Annotated in this window: 15 protein-coding genes; 12 read left to right on the top strand and 3 right to left on the bottom strand. The window is 27.6% G+C overall.

The features are described from left to right. Positions 1-42 precede the first annotated feature (42 nt). Positions 43-1,542, bottom strand: a complete 1,500-nt coding sequence (gene spoVB, locus DIC82_17270; GenBank protein AWK52637.1) for a stage V sporulation protein B — start codon at positions 1,540-1,542, stop codon at positions 43-45. A gap of 410 nt (positions 1,543-1,952) precedes the next feature. Between spoVB and DIC82_17265 the strand changes: the two genes are divergently transcribed. Then, positions 1,953-3,272, top strand: coding sequence for a hypothetical protein (locus tag DIC82_17265; GenBank protein AWK52636.1), 1,320 nt, complete (start codon positions 1,953-1,955; stop codon positions 3,270-3,272). A 599-nt stretch (positions 3,273-3,871) separates the two neighbouring features. Here the strand turns inward: DIC82_17265 and DIC82_17260 are convergent. Then, a complete protein-coding gene (locus DIC82_17260; protein ID AWK52635.1) occupies positions 3,872-5,350 on the bottom strand; it encodes an ISNCY family transposase in 1,479 nt (492 codons plus the stop codon). Between the two features lie 156 nt (positions 5,351-5,506). Here DIC82_17260 and DIC82_17255 point away from each other — a divergent pair, with 156 nt between their 5' ends. Together DIC82_17255 and DIC82_17250 are read left to right on the top strand one after the other, a co-directional pair. Then, positions 5,507-6,061, top strand: a complete 555-nt coding sequence (locus tag DIC82_17255; GenBank protein AWK52634.1) for a hypothetical protein — start codon at positions 5,507-5,509, stop codon at positions 6,059-6,061. Next, a complete protein-coding gene (locus DIC82_17250) occupies positions 6,036-7,700 on the top strand; it encodes a B12-binding domain-containing radical SAM protein (protein ID AWK52633.1) in 1,665 nt (554 codons plus the stop codon). Before DIC82_17255 ends, DIC82_17250 begins: the two co-directional genes overlap by 26 nt. Before the next feature lie 205 nt (positions 7,701-7,905). Here the strand turns inward: DIC82_17250 and DIC82_17245 are convergent, their stop codons facing one another. Then, the gene (locus DIC82_17245) at positions 7,906-8,466 is read right to left on the bottom strand and encodes an ECF transporter S component (GenBank protein AWK52632.1); all 561 of its coding nucleotides are present in this window, start codon (positions 8,464-8,466) and stop codon (positions 7,906-7,908) included. Between the two features lie 189 nt (positions 8,467-8,655). Here DIC82_17245 and DIC82_17240 point away from each other — a divergent pair, with 189 nt between their 5' ends. From DIC82_17240 to DIC82_17200, 9 genes are all read left to right on the top strand, one after another. Next, the gene (locus tag DIC82_17240; GenBank protein ID AWK52631.1) at positions 8,656-9,207 is read left to right on the top strand and encodes a hypothetical protein; all 552 of its coding nucleotides are present in this window, start codon (positions 8,656-8,658) and stop codon (positions 9,205-9,207) included. Between the two features lie 433 nt (positions 9,208-9,640). After that, positions 9,641-11,242, top strand: coding sequence for a multifunctional 2',3'-cyclic-nucleotide 2'-phosphodiesterase/5'-nucleotidase/3'-nucleotidase (locus tag DIC82_17235; protein ID AWK52630.1), 1,602 nt, complete (start codon positions 9,641-9,643; stop codon positions 11,240-11,242). A 207-nt stretch (positions 11,243-11,449) separates the two neighbouring features. Next, positions 11,450-11,722 carry a hypothetical protein gene (locus DIC82_17230; protein AWK52629.1) on the top strand — a complete coding sequence of 91 codons (273 nt, stop codon included), beginning with the start codon at positions 11,450-11,452 and terminating at the stop codon, positions 11,720-11,722. 347 nt (positions 11,723-12,069) lie between these two features. Beyond that, a complete protein-coding gene (locus tag DIC82_17225; GenBank protein ID AWK52628.1) occupies positions 12,070-12,396 on the top strand; it encodes an ATPase in 327 nt (108 codons plus the stop codon). After that, positions 12,383-14,335, top strand: coding sequence for a V-type ATP synthase subunit I (locus DIC82_17220; GenBank protein ID AWK52627.1), 1,953 nt, complete (start codon positions 12,383-12,385; stop codon positions 14,333-14,335). Before DIC82_17225 ends, DIC82_17220 begins: the two co-directional genes overlap by 14 nt. 13 nt (positions 14,336-14,348) lie before the next feature. Next, complete coding sequence (locus DIC82_17215; GenBank protein AWK52626.1) at positions 14,349-14,834, top strand: V-type ATP synthase subunit K; 486 nt, start codon at positions 14,349-14,351, stop codon at positions 14,832-14,834. Between the two features lie 21 nt (positions 14,835-14,855). Further along, positions 14,856-15,446, top strand: coding sequence for a V-type ATP synthase subunit E (locus tag DIC82_17210; GenBank protein AWK52625.1), 591 nt, complete (start codon positions 14,856-14,858; stop codon positions 15,444-15,446). A gap of 12 nt (positions 15,447-15,458) precedes the next feature. After that, positions 15,459-16,460, top strand: coding sequence for a V-type ATP synthase subunit C (locus tag DIC82_17205; GenBank protein AWK52624.1), 1,002 nt, complete (start codon positions 15,459-15,461; stop codon positions 16,458-16,460). Further along, positions 16,453-16,764, top strand: a complete 312-nt coding sequence (locus tag DIC82_17200) for a V-type ATP synthase subunit F (GenBank protein AWK53120.1) — start codon at positions 16,453-16,455, stop codon at positions 16,762-16,764. Before DIC82_17205 ends, DIC82_17200 begins: the two co-directional genes overlap by 8 nt. Positions 16,765-16,781 lie beyond the last annotated feature (17 nt).

Raw genomic sequence — 16,781 nt, 5'->3', positions numbered from 1 at the left:
TATATTCTATCTAGAAATCTAGAAGAATGTATCTTTTATTTTTTAATTATCATTTTCTCCAAAGGTTCCAAAGTAGGTAAATATTAAGAAAACAAATCCGATTACCATAAAATTGTTTATGATTAGAGAGTTTATGAATATGTGTTTTGAAATTGTGTTAATAATTAAGAAAGTTAAAAATCCAAGCAAGATATATATTATTATATTTGATTTATTTAAATTAAGCTCAATATGCTTATTGACTTCATACATGTTAAGCACTAGTCCAATTGAACAAGCTATAAACATGGTTAGACTATATCCAAATATATTAATTGAAGGGATTGCAGTAAATATGTATAAACATATTAATTCAATTATAGCCTCAATTAAAGAGTTTCTAAGAATTATACCTTGTCTATTAAGTCCGTTTAATATTCCAAACATGGTTACTGCAGGAAAGAATATTGGTGCAGTAAGTGAAGCAAATCTAATATATGATCCTAAATCATTTCTACCATAAAACATTTGACCTAAGGCATCTGGAATTACACTACAAATTGTTGTAGTTGCTATTCCAAGTAAGAATGCAAATTTAATAACTTTTTTTATTCTAAGTGAAGCCTCATATTGCTTCCCTAAAACTAGAGTTTGAGAAAGGTCTGGAATTAGTAGAGTGTTAATTGTAGAAACTACAATTAAAGGGATTGTAATTATACTTAGTGCCATTCCATTATATCGTCCTATCATACTTAAAGCATCAGTATAACTAAAGCCAGAGACAATCAAGCGCCTAGGAACAATAAGAGTAGAAAGGGTTCCTAGAATATTAGTTAAGAATCCATTCATAAGAAGAGGTACTGATATAAGTACTACATCAAAAAGAAGCTGGAATCTGCTTTCGGATTTTTCATAAGAAACAGGCATTTTGTTTATGGAATATTTATAATAAATGAATAGGAAAAATAGGCTTTGAAATTCACCTATGCATAACGCAACCGTAGCCAAGGTTACCATACTTTCAAGGGTTTGAGCTTGAGTTAAGAAAATAAGCAAACTTACAGTTACAATTCTCATAGCTTTTTCAAAAATATCAATTATAGCTGGCACTGCAATTTTAGAAGTTCCATAAAAATATCCTTTAAGTATATTTGAAATAGCAATACACACCATAGCAGGACAAATTACTCGGATAGCATCTATAGTTCGAACATCATTGACACCATATTTCCCAATTAGTGGAGCTGAAAAAAATACTATAATTCCTATTAAAAACGCCCAAGATATATTAAACATAGAAACAACCCTAATAGTTCTTACTATATTATTATGTTCGCCTTTTTGGTTATAGACAGCAGTTATTTTGGAAATCGATGCAACTATTCCAGCAGTCATAAGACATATAAATAAATTGTAAATAGGCATAACTAAATTATAAAGACCCATTCCTTCAGCGCCTAAAACTTTAGAAAGATATATGTTAAATATAAAACCAAGTATTCCTGTAGTTACATTAGACACAATAAGTAAAAAAGAATTCTTTAAAAAGTTATCTTTATCCAAAGTTCATTCACTCCTTTAAATTAGGCACATCAAATAAAACAACAGTCCGAAGGTGCCTTAATATAAAGAATATTCAAATAAGTAGTTAAATATGAATTTTTAAATTCTACAACTAATATAAACAAGATTTTCAAATAGAGGTCTTATTTTATTATTTTTACAATATAAATTTAACAGAGACATTATACATAAGATATATTTAGATGGATATTTATTTCTGATGCTTAAAGGATATTCAAAATAATAACAAGTCAGTATACTAGTCTATTTTGCGTCATGGGTCGTCTGCATGTTCACCTAATGAGCCACTATGAGGAAAACATACCTCCGTGCCTGACTCAAAATATACATTGCATCTTTGACTTGTTATTTTTTCATATTCATAATTAAAACAGTAAGGGGAGAGTGAAGTGAAAAGGTTTCTAAAATTTTTAATTATTTCAATTGTAATAGTTGTTTTAGCCTTTGGAGTATTTAAATTTTCTAATCAATATAAAATGAGTATTTTAAAAAATAATATCAGTTGGAGTGTTGCATACAAGAATTGTAAGAATTCTATAGCTTTTGATAAAGATGAAAATAAAAATACTTATATAGCTTATGATAATTATATTAAGGTTATTAAAGACGATGGAAGAGAAGAAACACTGCTGCAAGATAAAACGTTAAAAATAGAAAATGTGGTCTTTTATAAAAATAAATTATATTTTATTTCTAAGTCTAATTTGTATAAGTATGATTTAGAAAAAAAAAATTTAAAATCAATTTTAGGAGATATACCTTGTGAAGGCAAATATCTAGATAGAAATTTAATTATAAAAGATTCAAAGATTCTTTTATCTATAGGGACTGTTACAAATTCAGGGGTAGCTTCTTATGAAAATGATTATTCTTTAGATAAAATCCCTTATGATAAAAGTTCTATGGATATAACATTAAATGGATTTAATTATGGAGAAAAGAAAACAGGTGCTTTTATGCCATATGGAAATTCGTCTGAAGAAGGACAAAGGATAAAAGCAGAAAAGTTAGCAAATGCTTGTGTAGTCGAAGTAAATTTAGATGATGACAAGGTATCATTATATGCTTCAGGAATAAGAAATATTAAAGGTTGGGATCTAGATAGTGAAGGGAAATTAATTGGAATTGTTGGAGGCATGGAGAATGTTGGAGATAGACCTATAAATAGAGATTTCGATTATTTATACAAAATAGACAAAGGAAAGTGGTATGGTTGGCCAGATTTTAGTGGTGGTGACCCTATAAGTTCACCTAGATTTAAAGGCGAAAAATTGGTTTCAACGCTTATTGCAAATCCTCCTAATAAAATTGTTTCTGCACCTATCTACCAATATTCAGATGTTGGAGTCACTAGGTATTTAGCTATAGATAAAGAAGGCAAAATATTAGGTCAGAATACAAAAGTATATTTTGATATTAAAGAAAATATTATAGCAGCAATAAATACAGACAGTATTAAATCTGATTTATTAAAATTAAAAGATGAAAGCAAAATAAAAGGAATAAGATACTCAGAAGGTGACATTTATATATTAGATAGTGGAATAGGATGCATTTATAAATTACAATGCAACAATCTAAACTCAACATTTAATCTTCCAAAGTTAGTCTGGATATTTATAGGTGCATTTTTAGTTATATTAACTTGTTTAGTAATAACTAAATTATATTTCAAAATATACACAAATAAAAAAAGTACGCCCAAATAAAAAAAGTGCGAAGCACAATTAAGATCTTTTCACCAATAAAAAAAGTGCGCCCAAATAAAAAAAAGTGCGAAGCACAACCAAGAACTTTTTAAGAAAAAATAAGAATATTTCACAAATAAAAAAGAGCGAAGCGCAACCAAGAACTTATAAAAAATTATAAAATAATTATCCTTACAGTACACTAAAATGTATTAATTGTACATTGAAAAATCTGTAAAGCAAATTTTCGAGTGTGCTTAAAGTTAAAAAAAGCGATAAAACTGCCTTAAATAATTGAATAATTATTTTTAGGCAGTTTTATTATTTCTGAGAATAGAATAAACAAATAAGCTTTACGTATTCATTCTTATGGAAAAAAATGTTAGAATATAATTATAGAATGATTATTAGATTCAAATGTAATTTCATATATACTGGAATGTTACAGATTCTAGCTAGTGGACAAATATTAATTAGTTGATTGCAAAATAGAAAAATAAAATCTGTGGATAATTTTTTAAAATTAAGATCATATCCACATAAAAAAGAGCATAACAATAAAACCTTTAATAAAAGGTTTAAAAAATCATAAAAATATATTTTGATTTGTGGATATGTTATTAAGCTGCAATTGCAATAAGTTTTCTAATGCTCCTAATATATTCGGGGTTATTTAGAGAATGAGACAATATAACGTTTATTAGTTTTGATATAGCTGTTAAATAAAGGTCAGAGCGCATAGTGGTTGTATTTACTGTATTGGGTGACTGTATGCAAGGATTAAACTTAAAACAAGATATTTCTCTTTCAATAATAGTACGTATTTTGTAAGTTTTAGCCCATTCATCGGAATTCCTTTGTATACCTGGATAAAGTCTGAAATCTTTATCCGGATAGACGTAAGTCATTCGACCACTTTTATTATCAGTACATGGAGTTTCACATGTAAGATAGCATTTGCCTTTCTTATCCCTATAAGATTTAGGACAGGTGAATTTATAGCGTACGCTTCGGTTTTTACCACCACAACTACCTTCTGATTTAAATTGTTCTTTGGTTAGCGGACATAATGGAATTCCCGATGTATTAAATTCTAAATCATTAATTTTAGTATTTTTTTGATTACGAGAGTTTAAGGGAATAAATACTTTTTGAAAATTAAGTTGTTTTAAAAGTCCGAAATTTTCATAACTATCAAATTCTGAATCACCTAAAAAAGTTTTAAATTGAAAATTAGTTTTTGATTTTAGATTATTTATAAATGGCTTAACAACTGATTTTAATGAAGCATTATCATAAGCATATTTTTGTTCTTCAGGAGTTTCAAATTCTTGTTTTACAGAAGAATAAAAGTTTTCATCAAAGAAGTTTATTCCAAGTGGAATTCCTAATCCGTTAGTTAAAATACCAAATTTATAAAAATATCCAAAATGACCATTAACAAAATCTAATTTTATACTAGGATTAGCTTCTGAAAATTTAGGCATGTTTTTATATGCCGCAGCGTATGCATTGTAATCTTTCTTCTTAATGGCTTTCGCGTACGATTTTTGCTTATTAATTTCAGAAACAAGGGTCTTAGGATTGTTTTCTTTAACTTTTGGCTTTAAGCCAGAAGTATCATATATAAGCATAGAATTACGGTCTTTATAGGGTGAATTATCCGGCAATGAAAGATTAAATTCGTTACAAATATCAATTACATTAGGAACTAAAGAATTAAATAAATCTGCTATATCTTTTTCAAAATCGGTTTTAAATCTACTAAAGTATGATTCAGCAGGAACAGAATCATAGAATCCGCAGAATTCTCTTATTTCAGTAGAAAATATAAGAAAAAGATGTAATAAAACATTAGTAGGAATATGAAATATTTGCATTAGTATTAGTGCAGATAATATTGAAGATAATTTATAATCTCTATCCCGGCCTAATGTAGAGTAATAGTGATTTGAGAAGGATTCTGGAATAAAACTTTCCAGGTCGAAATTATCAGAAAGTAAGTTTAAAAAACCTACTGGTTGTTTAGTTGAAAGATAGTTTAATTCGGAAACTTGATCAAACAAATTTAATTGCTTAATTTTATTAAGTGAAAACATGTTATTTTACCTCCATTTGTTTTTTATTTTTGTTGTTATTAATATTTTGACATACTGGAGGAAAATATAAATACCTAACTTGAAAAAAGTTAGGTAAATCAATGCTTGCGGAATTCCGCAAGCAACTACAAATATTAATAAGTAGGAGGAAAAGCTATGGGGAAAACATTAGTACTTGATTTAGAAGATGTTATTTTACAAGGAGACATATTGGATGTTGGAGAAAAAAATCTTGGAATTATATATAATATATCTAAAGAAGCACAGGATGAATTATCATTAGATTATGTATCTAGTGATACTAAAATAGAATTGAAAGATAGACAATATGATGCATGTACATTCTTCTTTGATTTAAACAAGATATGGACCAGTTTAGAAAAAGAGAAATTAATTAAGGAAATAAGTTTATATTTAAAAGAATGTGGTGAAATATTTATTTGGGATATAAATAAGGAAAGAGGAAAGGTGTTTAATAATAAAATAAAGATTATATTGCCTAATGAAAAAGTTAGAGAATTCACATTTAGAAATTTGAATATACTTTTAAGCTCAAATATTGAAGAAATAAAAAAAATCCTTGAAAAATATTTTGAAATAGAGGAAACTAAAGAATGGGAAGATGTTTTTTTTATAAGAGGCAAAAAAATAAGCACAAAAGTTAACGCAGAGGAGAAATTTAAACATGAAGGTACTGATTACAGCAATTGATTCTAAATTTATTCATAGTAATTTAGCTGTTAGATATTTGAAGAATTTTACAAAGGATCTTGATTATGAAGCTAAAATAAAAGAACTTACCATAAATGATAGAGAAGAGAGAATATTAGAAGAAATAATTAAAGAAAAACCAGATATTGTAGCATTTTCAACTTATATTTGGAATGTTGAACTTATTTCAAGAGTTGCTAATTTAATAAAAAGAGTAAATCCTCAAATAGAAATTCTTTATGGTGGTCCAGAAGTTTCTTTTGATGCAAGAACTTTTCTTCAAAATAATGTAGGGGAATATGTTATTGAAGGTGAAGGAGAAAAGACGTATAGGGATTTTATTTTATACAAATTAGGAGAAATTAAGATAGAAGAGGTTAGGGGGCTTCATTATAAAATCAATGATGTAGTTTCTTCCAATGAAAAACGCCCACTTATGTCTATGGATGAAATAGTTTTTCCGTATGAGGAAGATGAGGATTTAAGCAATAAAATTGTATATTATGAGGGTTCAAGAGGTTGCCCTTTTAACTGCAAGTACTGCCTTTCATCTACAAGTCATGGAGTTAGATTTTTAGATGTTGATAGAGTATTAAAGGATTTAATGTATTTTATAAATAAAAAAGTTAGATTAGTTAAATTTGTTGATCGTACATTTAATTGTAATCCTAAATTTGCTATGGCTATATGGGACTTCTTAATAAAACAAGATACAAATACTCAATTTCATTTTGAAATATCAGCAGATATATTAAATGAAGAAGAAATAAAACTTTTAGCAAATGCCCCAAAAGGAAGGTTTAGATTTGAAGTTGGAGTTCAAACAACAAATGATGATGTTTTAAAAAATATAAATAGGTTTGTTAATTTTACTGATATAAAAGAGAAAGTTTTAGAAATTGAAGCATTAAGAAATATAGACCAGCATTTAGATTTAATAGCAGGACTTCCAGGAGAAGATTATAACTCTTTTAAAAAGTCTTTTAATGATATGTATGAAATAAAACCAGAGGAAATACAACTTGGTTTTCTAAAGTTATTAAAGGGATCTTCCATGAGAGAAGATGCTGATAAATATGGAATGGAATACTCACCATATCCACCATATGAAATTTTAAAAACAGATAAGCTTTCTTATGAAGAGTTGCTAAAGCTTAAAAAAGTAGAAGAGATGGTAGATAAATATTATAATTCTTTAAAGTTTAATTACATAATTAAATATTTTGAGGGAAAATTTGATTCTCCATTTGATTTTTATTATAGTTTAGGAATGTTTTTTGAGAACAAAGGGTACTTTAATAGAAACATTGGAAATGCAGAGTATTACAAAGTATTTTTAGATTTTAATGAAAGTATATTAGAGGAAAGTAATAAAAATTTAAAAGAGATAGTTAGATTTAACTATTTGATATTTAACAAGAAACGTGGATTACCAGAGTTTCTAAGAAGTGATATGGAAAAAGAAGAAGAGAAGAACATTAAAGAAAAACTAAAAGATCAATATTCATTTAAAGAATATCATTTAGAAAAATTCAGTGTAAATTTAGAAAAATATGTTTTAAGCAATGAAATAATAGAAGATGATTCATATTATGTGTTCAACAATAATAATGAATATGTCTATTTGCAGAATATATAAAATATGTTATCACTGATTTGTAATAGTAAACATGACTATCAAATTAATATAAGGCTCTGTTAGATAACAATATTCATATTTACATGAATATTTTAGTAAATCAAATAAAAATAGGTGTGTATAAAATATTTACTGGAATTAGTATTATGTATATTAATTCCAGTAAATTTGTTTTGCTGATAAATTTAGTTTTTAATTTTCAGGATTAAACATTATTTATTTCTGGCTTGTACTGAGCAGGAAGCTTTTTTATCAAGGCCCAAACCAAAACTGCTGATACAACTTTATCTACAATATTTCCTGTAATTCTTGGAATAAAAGTAGAAGTGAAAATATCAGACCCAGTTTGCCTAAGTAATAGAACTAAAAAATCATTTCCTGAACCTGTAATGCCTCCATATAGCCAAATGGCAATTGGAGACCCTATTAATGGACAAATAACTGAGAGAATAAGTCCTGTTACAACAGCAGTAGTTAAGCTATAACTATATTTTTTTACTATGTATCCTACTATTAGTCCAACAACTACATTGACTAAGAAAAAAGGAATATCTTTAGGACTAAAAATCATTCCTGTAATAATATTGGATACTGCACCTACAGTGGCACCATACAAAGGACCAAAATAAATTGCAGCAAAAATGGTACCTATAGTATCAAGGAAAATTAAAGGAATTTTTAGTTGTGCAACTAATGTGCCTAATACAATATTCATTGCGGCTGCAAATGCACAGACTATAATAATGAAAGTTTTCTTGTTTGTCATATTTTTACCTCCCATTTTTAACAATGTATTATTATTTACATTAATGAGTATATCAGAAAAATATTGTAATATAAAGTATAAATTACTATAATGCTAAGGGAGTATATTTTAAAAGGAGATAGAAAAAAGTTATCTTTTAAACATAAATTACTCTGGATTTTGTATTATATATAGTAAGGGGATGAATTCATGAAAAAAACAAAAAAAATTGTACTTGTGAGTCACTGTATATTAAACGTGAACTCAAAAGTAGAAGGATTATGCGAATTTAGAAATACATCAAACAATTTAATAAAATATTTAATGGATAACGATTATGGAATAATTCAACTTCCATGTCCTGAAATTACAATTTATGGAATAAAAAGATGGGGACATGTTAAAGAACAATTTGATACTCCTTATTATAGAAAACATTGTAGAAATATATTTGAACCAATATTAGAACAAATTGAAGACTATATTAATAATGATTATAAAATAAAAGCGTTAATCGCTATAAATGGTAGTCCAAGCTGTGGATATAATTTGACATGTTCTTCACCTATATGGGGAGGGGAATTTATAAACAAGGAAAATACTGATAAAAAAATAAATGATTTGAAGTTTATAGATAAATCAGGTACTTTTATGGAAGAAATAGAAAATATGTTAATGGAAAAAAATATAAAAATAAACATTATATCTATAGATGAAGAAAATGAAGAGGCAACTATGAAAACTATAGCAGAGTTGTTATAGATTAAACAAAAAAACTATAATAATGAGAGCACTTAAAATTTTCTTATCATTATCACATTATATTTACTTGGTGGAGGAATTAAACTAATAATTGATACTTGTTATTTATATTGAGTTAATATATGCATTGGAAATGCTAGATAATGCAACGTAGCTGCTGAAATAAGCATTAAAATGTTAGAATTACAAGTTAGAGCTATATTAATAAATGGGACTATCTAAAAGTAGATATTAAATTTATACTTTTAGATAGTCCCATTTTGATGCAAAGAATATTATTGATAATTAGAGCGTAATGTAGCTAGAGCTCTTAAATTAACTAAATTTCCGAATTGTAATGATAAGTGTTAGAAGTGTATAGAGTTAACATAATTTTGATTATATATGGATAAATTATTTATATAATAAAATTTACTAATAAGGAGAGGATATTTTGAGAAAAAAAGTAATATTAAGTTCAATTTTATCTTTAACTTTAATCTTTAGTAATGTAACTTTTACTTTTGCAGAAGATAATGTCAAAGAATCTACGTCAATTACTATTATTCATACTAATGATACTCATGGAAGAGTACTAGTTGATGATGGAGGTTTCGGGTTTGGAAAAATAGCTACAATAGTTAAACAAACCAAAGAAAAAAATCCAAATACTTTAGTTGTTGATGCAGGGGATGCTTTGCATGGAATGCCAATAATAAATGTTAGTAAAGGAGAAAATGCTGTTAAAATTTTAGATGCTGTTGGGTATGATTTTATGGTTCCAGGTAATCATGATTTTAACTATGGAACAGATAGGCTTATAGAATTAGGTAAGTTGTCTAAATTTAAAATGCTAAGTGCAAATCTTTTAAACAAGAGTGGAAACACAATGTTAACACCTTATGAAATAGTTGATATGAACGGGATGAAAGTAGGGATATTTGGATTGTGTACTCCTGAAACAGCATACAAAACAAACCCTTCAAACGTAAAAAATGTAGAATTTAAAGATCCAATAGAAGTATCAAAAAATATGGTTCGAGAATTAGATAAGAAAACTGATGTAATAGTTGCCTTAGTGCATATTGGACTTGATGAAAGCTCAACGGTTACTTCAAAAGAAATAGCGCAAAAAGTAAATGGAATTGATGTAATAATAGATGGACATAGCCATACTGACTTACCAGAAGGATTAGTTATAAACAATACACTAATAGCACAAACTGGGGAATATGACCAAAATTTAGGCGTGGTTGAAATAAATATTGATAATCACAAAGTCACAAATAAATTTGCTAAACTACTAAAAGCTACTGATTATCTAGGACTAGCAGAAGATAAAAATATAAGCGCTGTAGTAGATGAAATTAAAACAGCAAATCATGCTATATTTTCTGAAGTTGTAGCAAGTACTGATATACAGTTAGATGGAGCAAGAGAAAATGTAAGAAATAAAGAAACCAATCTTGGAAATTTATCAGCAGATGCAATAAAAAATGAAACAAAAAGTGATATAGCATTTGTAAATGGAGGAAACATCAGAACTACAATTGAACCAGGTGAAATTACAAAAGGAAAGTTAGCAGAAGTATTTCCATTTGGAAATACAATTAAAGTAATTAAATTAACTGGTGAAGATGTTAAAAAAGCATTAGAGGTATCAGTAGGTGCATATCCTGAAGACCAAGGAGGATTTTTGCAAGTAAGTGGAATAAAATTTTCATTTGATGCTTCTAAGGAAAACGGTAATAGAGTTTCAGAGCTTAAAGTTAATGAGAAAGATATAGATTTAACCAAACAATATACGGTAGCTATTAATGACTTTTTAGCAGTAGGTGGAGATGGATATGACATGTTTAAAACAAAAGTAATTGCAGAGTTTGGAACATATGAAGAAATATTTGCAAATTATTTAAATAGTAATGGAACTAAAGGCTCAGAATTAAGTGGAAGAATAGCAGTAAAAGAAATAACCAATGAAAATGCTGCCACATTATTTTTAACCCATATTATACATATGGAGTATCAATATAATAAGGAGAAACAATATTCTTAATTTGTGTACTAAGGGATAATTAAAAACAGAACTACATAGTTTAATATGCTTATATCAACAATTTAGTCTAATAGATCTTATAATATAAAGACAAACCTTCAAAAATGTTAAAGGTTTGTCTTTAACATTTTTGCATCAAAAGGACGTCCTTTTAATTATAAATATTGACTTGGACAATTTTTATTATCGACTGTTCGCGGTGAAGGTGTGGATGTATTAAAGGTAAATATATATAATCAGATACAGACAACTATCTATTTTAAGGAATTCCATGAACATAAAGATCCAATAGTTTATCCTGGTAATTCAGAATGCGAATTTTTGTTTGGTAAAAATAACGCTGAAAAAGTATGTGCAAGATTACTATCTATGGGACCTCAAATTGTTGTAATTAAATTGGGGAAAGACGGATGTATTGTAGCAGACAATAATAATATTTTATTTAACGAAACTACAATTAAAGGCATAATTATCATCTAAAAGGAAAGATTATGGATGGTGATTAAATAGTATCGTTATTATTATATCGTGCTGTATTAGTTCTACCTTACTCAATAGATACTTATGATGAAAAAATTATGAATAAAATAGAGATTGATAAAAATTTAGTTAAATTTTTATCTAAATAAATTACTAAAGATTTTATGCGATAGTTTGTATAGGTGTAAAGTTATTTATAATAAAATAACTTAATCTACATATTAACGTTGAAAATGTTGTGAAAATTATGGATAGTATGTATAATATACCTATAAAGTAATAAATACTATATATAACAATAGTCATTTTATTTTTTAGAGAATTGAGAAATATAAGGGGGTGATATTTTGGCATTAGAAGCAATTGAAGAAATAAGAAAGTTCGAAACTAAAGCAGAAGAAATTGTAAAGAGTGCAACTGTTGAAGCAAAAGATGTTATTCAAAAATCATTCGTAGAAGCACAAAATCAGTATAATGATGTTTTGTTTAAAGCAAAAGATAGAGCTAATAGTATTATTAACAAGGCTATTCAAAGTGGTAACAATGAAGCAATGCCTATATTAGATAAAGGCAAAAAAGAATGTGAAGATATAAGAAATATATCAAAGGACAAAAAAAATAATGCTGTTAAATTAGTGGTTGAGAGGATAGTGAAAATTCATGGCAATAGTTAAAATGAATAAATTCACTTTGTTAGCCTTTCAATCAAAGAAAGAGGAGTTAATTGAAAAGTTACAAGCTTTTTCAAATACTGAGTTTATTAATCTACAAGATGAAAATCTTCTAGAAAATAATGAAGTTCTTAAAGAGTTAACTAAGGATCAAGTTGATTCTGATTTGGCAAAGTGGGAAGATCAATTATCAAAAGTAAAATTTGCAATACAGTTTTTAGAAAAGTATGTGCCTAAACAATCATTAATAAAATCTTTACGTCAAGAAAAGATTTCTTTAACTATGTTAGAACTTGAATCTAAAGTTTTAGATAGTAACTGGGAAGAAGTCTATGAAAAATTAAAAGAAAAAGAGAATGAATTAGCTAAATTAGAAAATGAGAAGACAAAGCTAGAAGTAAGTCTTGAAAACTTAAAACCTTATGAAAATTTTAATGCTCCTTTGAGCTCATTAAAAGAATTAAAACAAACTTCATATTTTTTAGGAAGTGTTGGTAATCCATATGAAGAAACGCTTAAAAATAATTTAAATGATTGTTATGTAGAAATAATATCTAAGGATAATCAAGAGACTTATTTCTTTATATTAGCTAATAAAGAAAATGTAAATATAGTAGAAGAAACACTTAGAGAATGCGGGTTTAGACCTTTTAAGTCTGATGAAGAAGAAACACCGTTAAAATTAATTCAGGATTATAATGAGGGAATATCACTTATTGGATCTGATAAATTAATATTAAAAGAAGAATTAGCTAGATATGATGAAGAAATAAAAATGATGAAATTAACTTATGAATACTATAACAATTTAGTGTCTAGAAAGACTATTAGTAGTAATTTTTTGAAAACGGAGAGTACTACGCTAATACAAGGCTGGGTGCCTATTAATCAAAATGAAAAATTTACTACAATAGCTAAAGAAGTTTTAGGTGAGGATTATTATTTAAAATTTGAAGATGTAAAAGAAGAAGAAATTGATGATGTTCCTATTTTACTGCAAAATAATGATTTAAATTCATCATTTGAAGCTGTAACAGGAATGTATAGCTTACCTAAATATAATTATTTAGATCCAACACCACTTGTTACCCCATTTTATCTAATATTCTTTGGAATGATGGTAGCAGATGCAGGATATGGTTTATTAATGTTAATAGGAACTCTTTTAGCACTTAAGTTTTTCCATTTTGACGATGGGATGAAGAAAATGGTTAAATTTTTTATGTATTTAAGTTTTCCAACAATTGTATTTGGTTTGATGTATGGATCAGTATTTGGCGATTTAATAAAATTTAAAGGCTTGATTGATACAAATAAAGATTTTATGACAATATTAATATTGTCCCTTGTATTTGGAGTTATACAAATATTCTTTGGACTAGCAATAAAGGCATTTGTATTAATTAGAATGGGTAAGCCGCTAGACGCTTTTATGGATGTAGGATCTTGGACAATAACCTTATTGTCTCTTGGTGGAATAGGAGCAGGTTCAATGCTTGATTTACCTGTATTAAAAACAATATCAATTGCAGGAGCAATAATAGGCGCATTACTTATAGTGTTTACTCAAGGAAGAGCTGCAGAATCAATAGGAGGAAAAATAGGTCAAGGACTATATGAACTATATGGTATTACAAGTTATATAGGTGATTTAGTATCATATACAAGACTTATGGCCATAGGATTATCAGGAGGTTCTATTGCAGGTGCCATTAATATGATTATAAAAATGGTTCCAGGACCAATTGGAATATTTATTATTGGCCCATTATTATTTATAATATTCCAAACAGTAAACTTATTATTATCATTATTAAGCGGATATGTTCATACACTTAGACTTACTTATGTTGAATACTTTTCAAAGTTTTATGATGGTGGAGGAAGACCGTTTAAACCATTTGAAACAACAAATAAATATATTAATTTAAAAAGAGATTAGGAGGAAATTAAAAATGGAAATGAGTTTAGTTCAGTTTCTTGTAGACAATAACGGGGGATTTATTTTAGGGGCATTAGGTGTGGCTTTAGCCGTTGGAATGTCAGGTATAGGATCAGCTAAAGGTGTTGGTATAGCAGGTGAGGCAGCAGCAGGGTTATTATCAGAACAACCAGAAAAGTTTGGTAAAGCATTAATTCTTCAATTACTACCAGGTACACAAGGTCTTTATGGATTTGTTATAGGATTACTTGTATTTTTTAAATTAAGTCCAGAAACTTCATTTGCACAAGGTTTATATTTGTTATTTGCATGTATGCCAATTGCTATAGCGGGTTTATGGTCAGGTATTTCTCAAGGTAAAGTATCGGCAGCAGGTATTCAAATATTAGCTAAAAATCCAGAGCACAATACTAAGGGACTTGTTCTTGCAGCGATGGTTGAAACATATGCATTATTAGGATTCGTTGTATCATTCTTATTAGTAAATGGTGTATTTTAGTAAGATTAGGATGTGAAAATAATGTCTAATATAAATAATTTAACTTCTAAAATAATAAAAGATGCAGAAGATAAAAAAGAAATTATACTGTCAGAGGCCAAAGAAGAAAAAAGTAAAATATTTAGCAAGAAACAAGAAGAAGCTAGTGCCACTGAAAAAGTTATTATAGAAAAAGCTGAAAGAGAAGCTATTTCAAGAAAAGAAAGAATACTTTCAAGTGCAGAATTGCAAGCCAGAAATGAAAAATTAAGAGCAAAACAAGAGGTTATAAGCGAAGTTTTTCAAATGAGTATAGAAGCTCTTTGCAATTTAAGTGAAGATGATTTTAAAGGATTTGTCAAAGATTCAATATTAAATAGTAATATTGAAGGAGAACAAAAAATTATTTTTAATGATACATACAATAAAATTGACAAAACGAGTTTAGTATGTGAAATAAATAAGGAACTTGGATCAAAAGCTAGTGTAACTCTATGTGAAGAGACTAGAAACTTTAAAGGTGGATTTATCTTAGAGAAGAATGGTATAGAAATGAATAATACTTTTGAAGCTTTAGTTAATTCATTAAAGGATGATTTATGCTCAGATGTTGCAAAAGTGCTATTTAGTTAAGGAGGTTAACTAATGGATAAAATGAAATTTAGTCAAGTTATACCAAGACTTAGAGTATATGAGACAAGACTCCTTGATAAATCAAAGATTGACAGAATGATTGATTCAAATTCTGCAAACGAATCTTTAAAAGTGCTTCAAGAAACAGAGTATGGAAGCCTTATGAATAATATTAAAAAAGCAGAAGATTATGAAGTAATATTAAGTGAAGAATTGAAAAGAGTATTTCATGTAATGTATGACATAAGTCCAGTAAAATCGCTTGTTGATTTAATGAGTATTAAATATGATTATCAAAATATAAAAGTTATTTTAAAAGGTATGTTTCTTAAAGAAGACTTATCCTATTTGCTAATTCCTGTTGGAACTGTTGATGTTTCAAAATTAAAATATTCCATAGAAAATAGTGATATAAGAGATTTAGAGCCAATTATGAGGGAATCAATTGAAGAAGCAATGTCTAGTTTTGAAAAGACTAAGGATCCTCAAATAGTTGATATTATATTAGATAAATATATGTTTAAAGCATTAGTACAAATTAAGAATGAAATAAACGATAAATTTGTTGATAAATATGTAGTAGCCCTTATTGATTCTACAAATTTAAAGACTCTTTTAAGAGTGAAAAAACAAAATAAAGATAGAGAATTCTTTGATTCAGTTATTATTGAAGGTGGATCTATAGATAAAGATAAACTTTTAGGTATGATAAATGATGCAGTTGAAAATATATCTACTAAACTTGCCTTTAGCAATTATGCTGAATTTATAAAAAGTGGTATAGAACATTATACTAAAACTAAATCAGTAAGTTTACTTGAAAAGTTAGTTGATAATTTTATAATGGATATTATGAAAAATGCAAAAATAATACCTTTTGGTGTTGAGCCATTGCTAGCTTATATTTATGCTAAAGAAACAGAAATAAAAATTATAAGAATTATAATGGTTGGTAAACTCAACAATATTTCTGCGGAAGTAGTAAGAGAAAGGCTGCGTGATAGTTATGTTTAAGAAGATAGGTGTAGTTGGAGATAAAGATTCAGTTTTAGCATTTAAAGCTTTAGGAATAGACGTATTTCCAGTGGTTAATAAGGATGAAGCTAGGAAAACTGTTGATAAATTGGCTATGGATAATTATGCAGTCATCTTTGTAACTGAACAAGTTGCGGAAGGTATACAAGAGACAATTGAAAGATATGCTAGGGAAATGCTTCCTGCTGTAATATTAATTCCAAGCAATCAAGGAACATTAAATATAGGTATGCAAAGAATTAGTGATAACGTAGAAAAAGCTGTAGGCGTTAATATATTATAGAAAGGTAGGGGTTGAAA

Origin of the sequence: Clostridium beijerinckii, assembly GCA_003129525.1 — a bacterium.
Lineage (GTDB): Bacteria > Bacillota > Clostridia > Clostridiales > Clostridiaceae > Clostridium > Clostridium beijerinckii_D.
The sequence above is the reverse complement of the archived record's forward strand: the minus strand, read 5'-3'. Positions and strand labels throughout refer to the sequence as shown.

What these genes read in the sequence shown, in the direction of transcription:
- DIC82_17220 (AWK52627.1), top strand. Translation starts at nt 12,383, where the DNA reads ATGGCAATAGTTAAAATGAATAAATTCACTTTGTTAGCCTTTCAATCA.
- DIC82_17255 (AWK52634.1), top strand. Translation starts at nt 5,507, where the DNA reads ATGGGGAAAACATTAGTACTTGATTTAGAAGATGTTATTTTACAAGGA.
- DIC82_17215 (AWK52626.1), top strand. Translation starts at nt 14,349, where the DNA reads ATGGAAATGAGTTTAGTTCAGTTTCTTGTAGACAATAACGGGGGATTT.
- DIC82_17210 (AWK52625.1), top strand. Translation starts at nt 14,856, where the DNA reads ATGTCTAATATAAATAATTTAACTTCTAAAATAATAAAAGATGCAGAA.
- DIC82_17200 (AWK53120.1), top strand. Translation starts at nt 16,453, where the DNA reads ATGTTTAAGAAGATAGGTGTAGTTGGAGATAAAGATTCAGTTTTAGCA.
- DIC82_17205 (AWK52624.1), top strand. Translation starts at nt 15,459, where the DNA reads ATGGATAAAATGAAATTTAGTCAAGTTATACCAAGACTTAGAGTATAT.
- DIC82_17240 (AWK52631.1), top strand. Translation starts at nt 8,656, where the DNA reads ATGAAAAAAACAAAAAAAATTGTACTTGTGAGTCACTGTATATTAAAC.
- DIC82_17245 (AWK52632.1), bottom strand. Translation starts at nt 8,466, where the DNA reads ATGACAAACAAGAAAACTTTCATTATTATAGTCTGTGCATTTGCAGCC.
- DIC82_17260 (AWK52635.1), bottom strand. Translation starts at nt 5,350, where the DNA reads ATGTTTTCACTTAATAAAATTAAGCAATTAAATTTGTTTGATCAAGTT.
- DIC82_17250 (AWK52633.1), top strand. Translation starts at nt 6,036, where the DNA reads ATGAAGGTACTGATTACAGCAATTGATTCTAAATTTATTCATAGTAAT.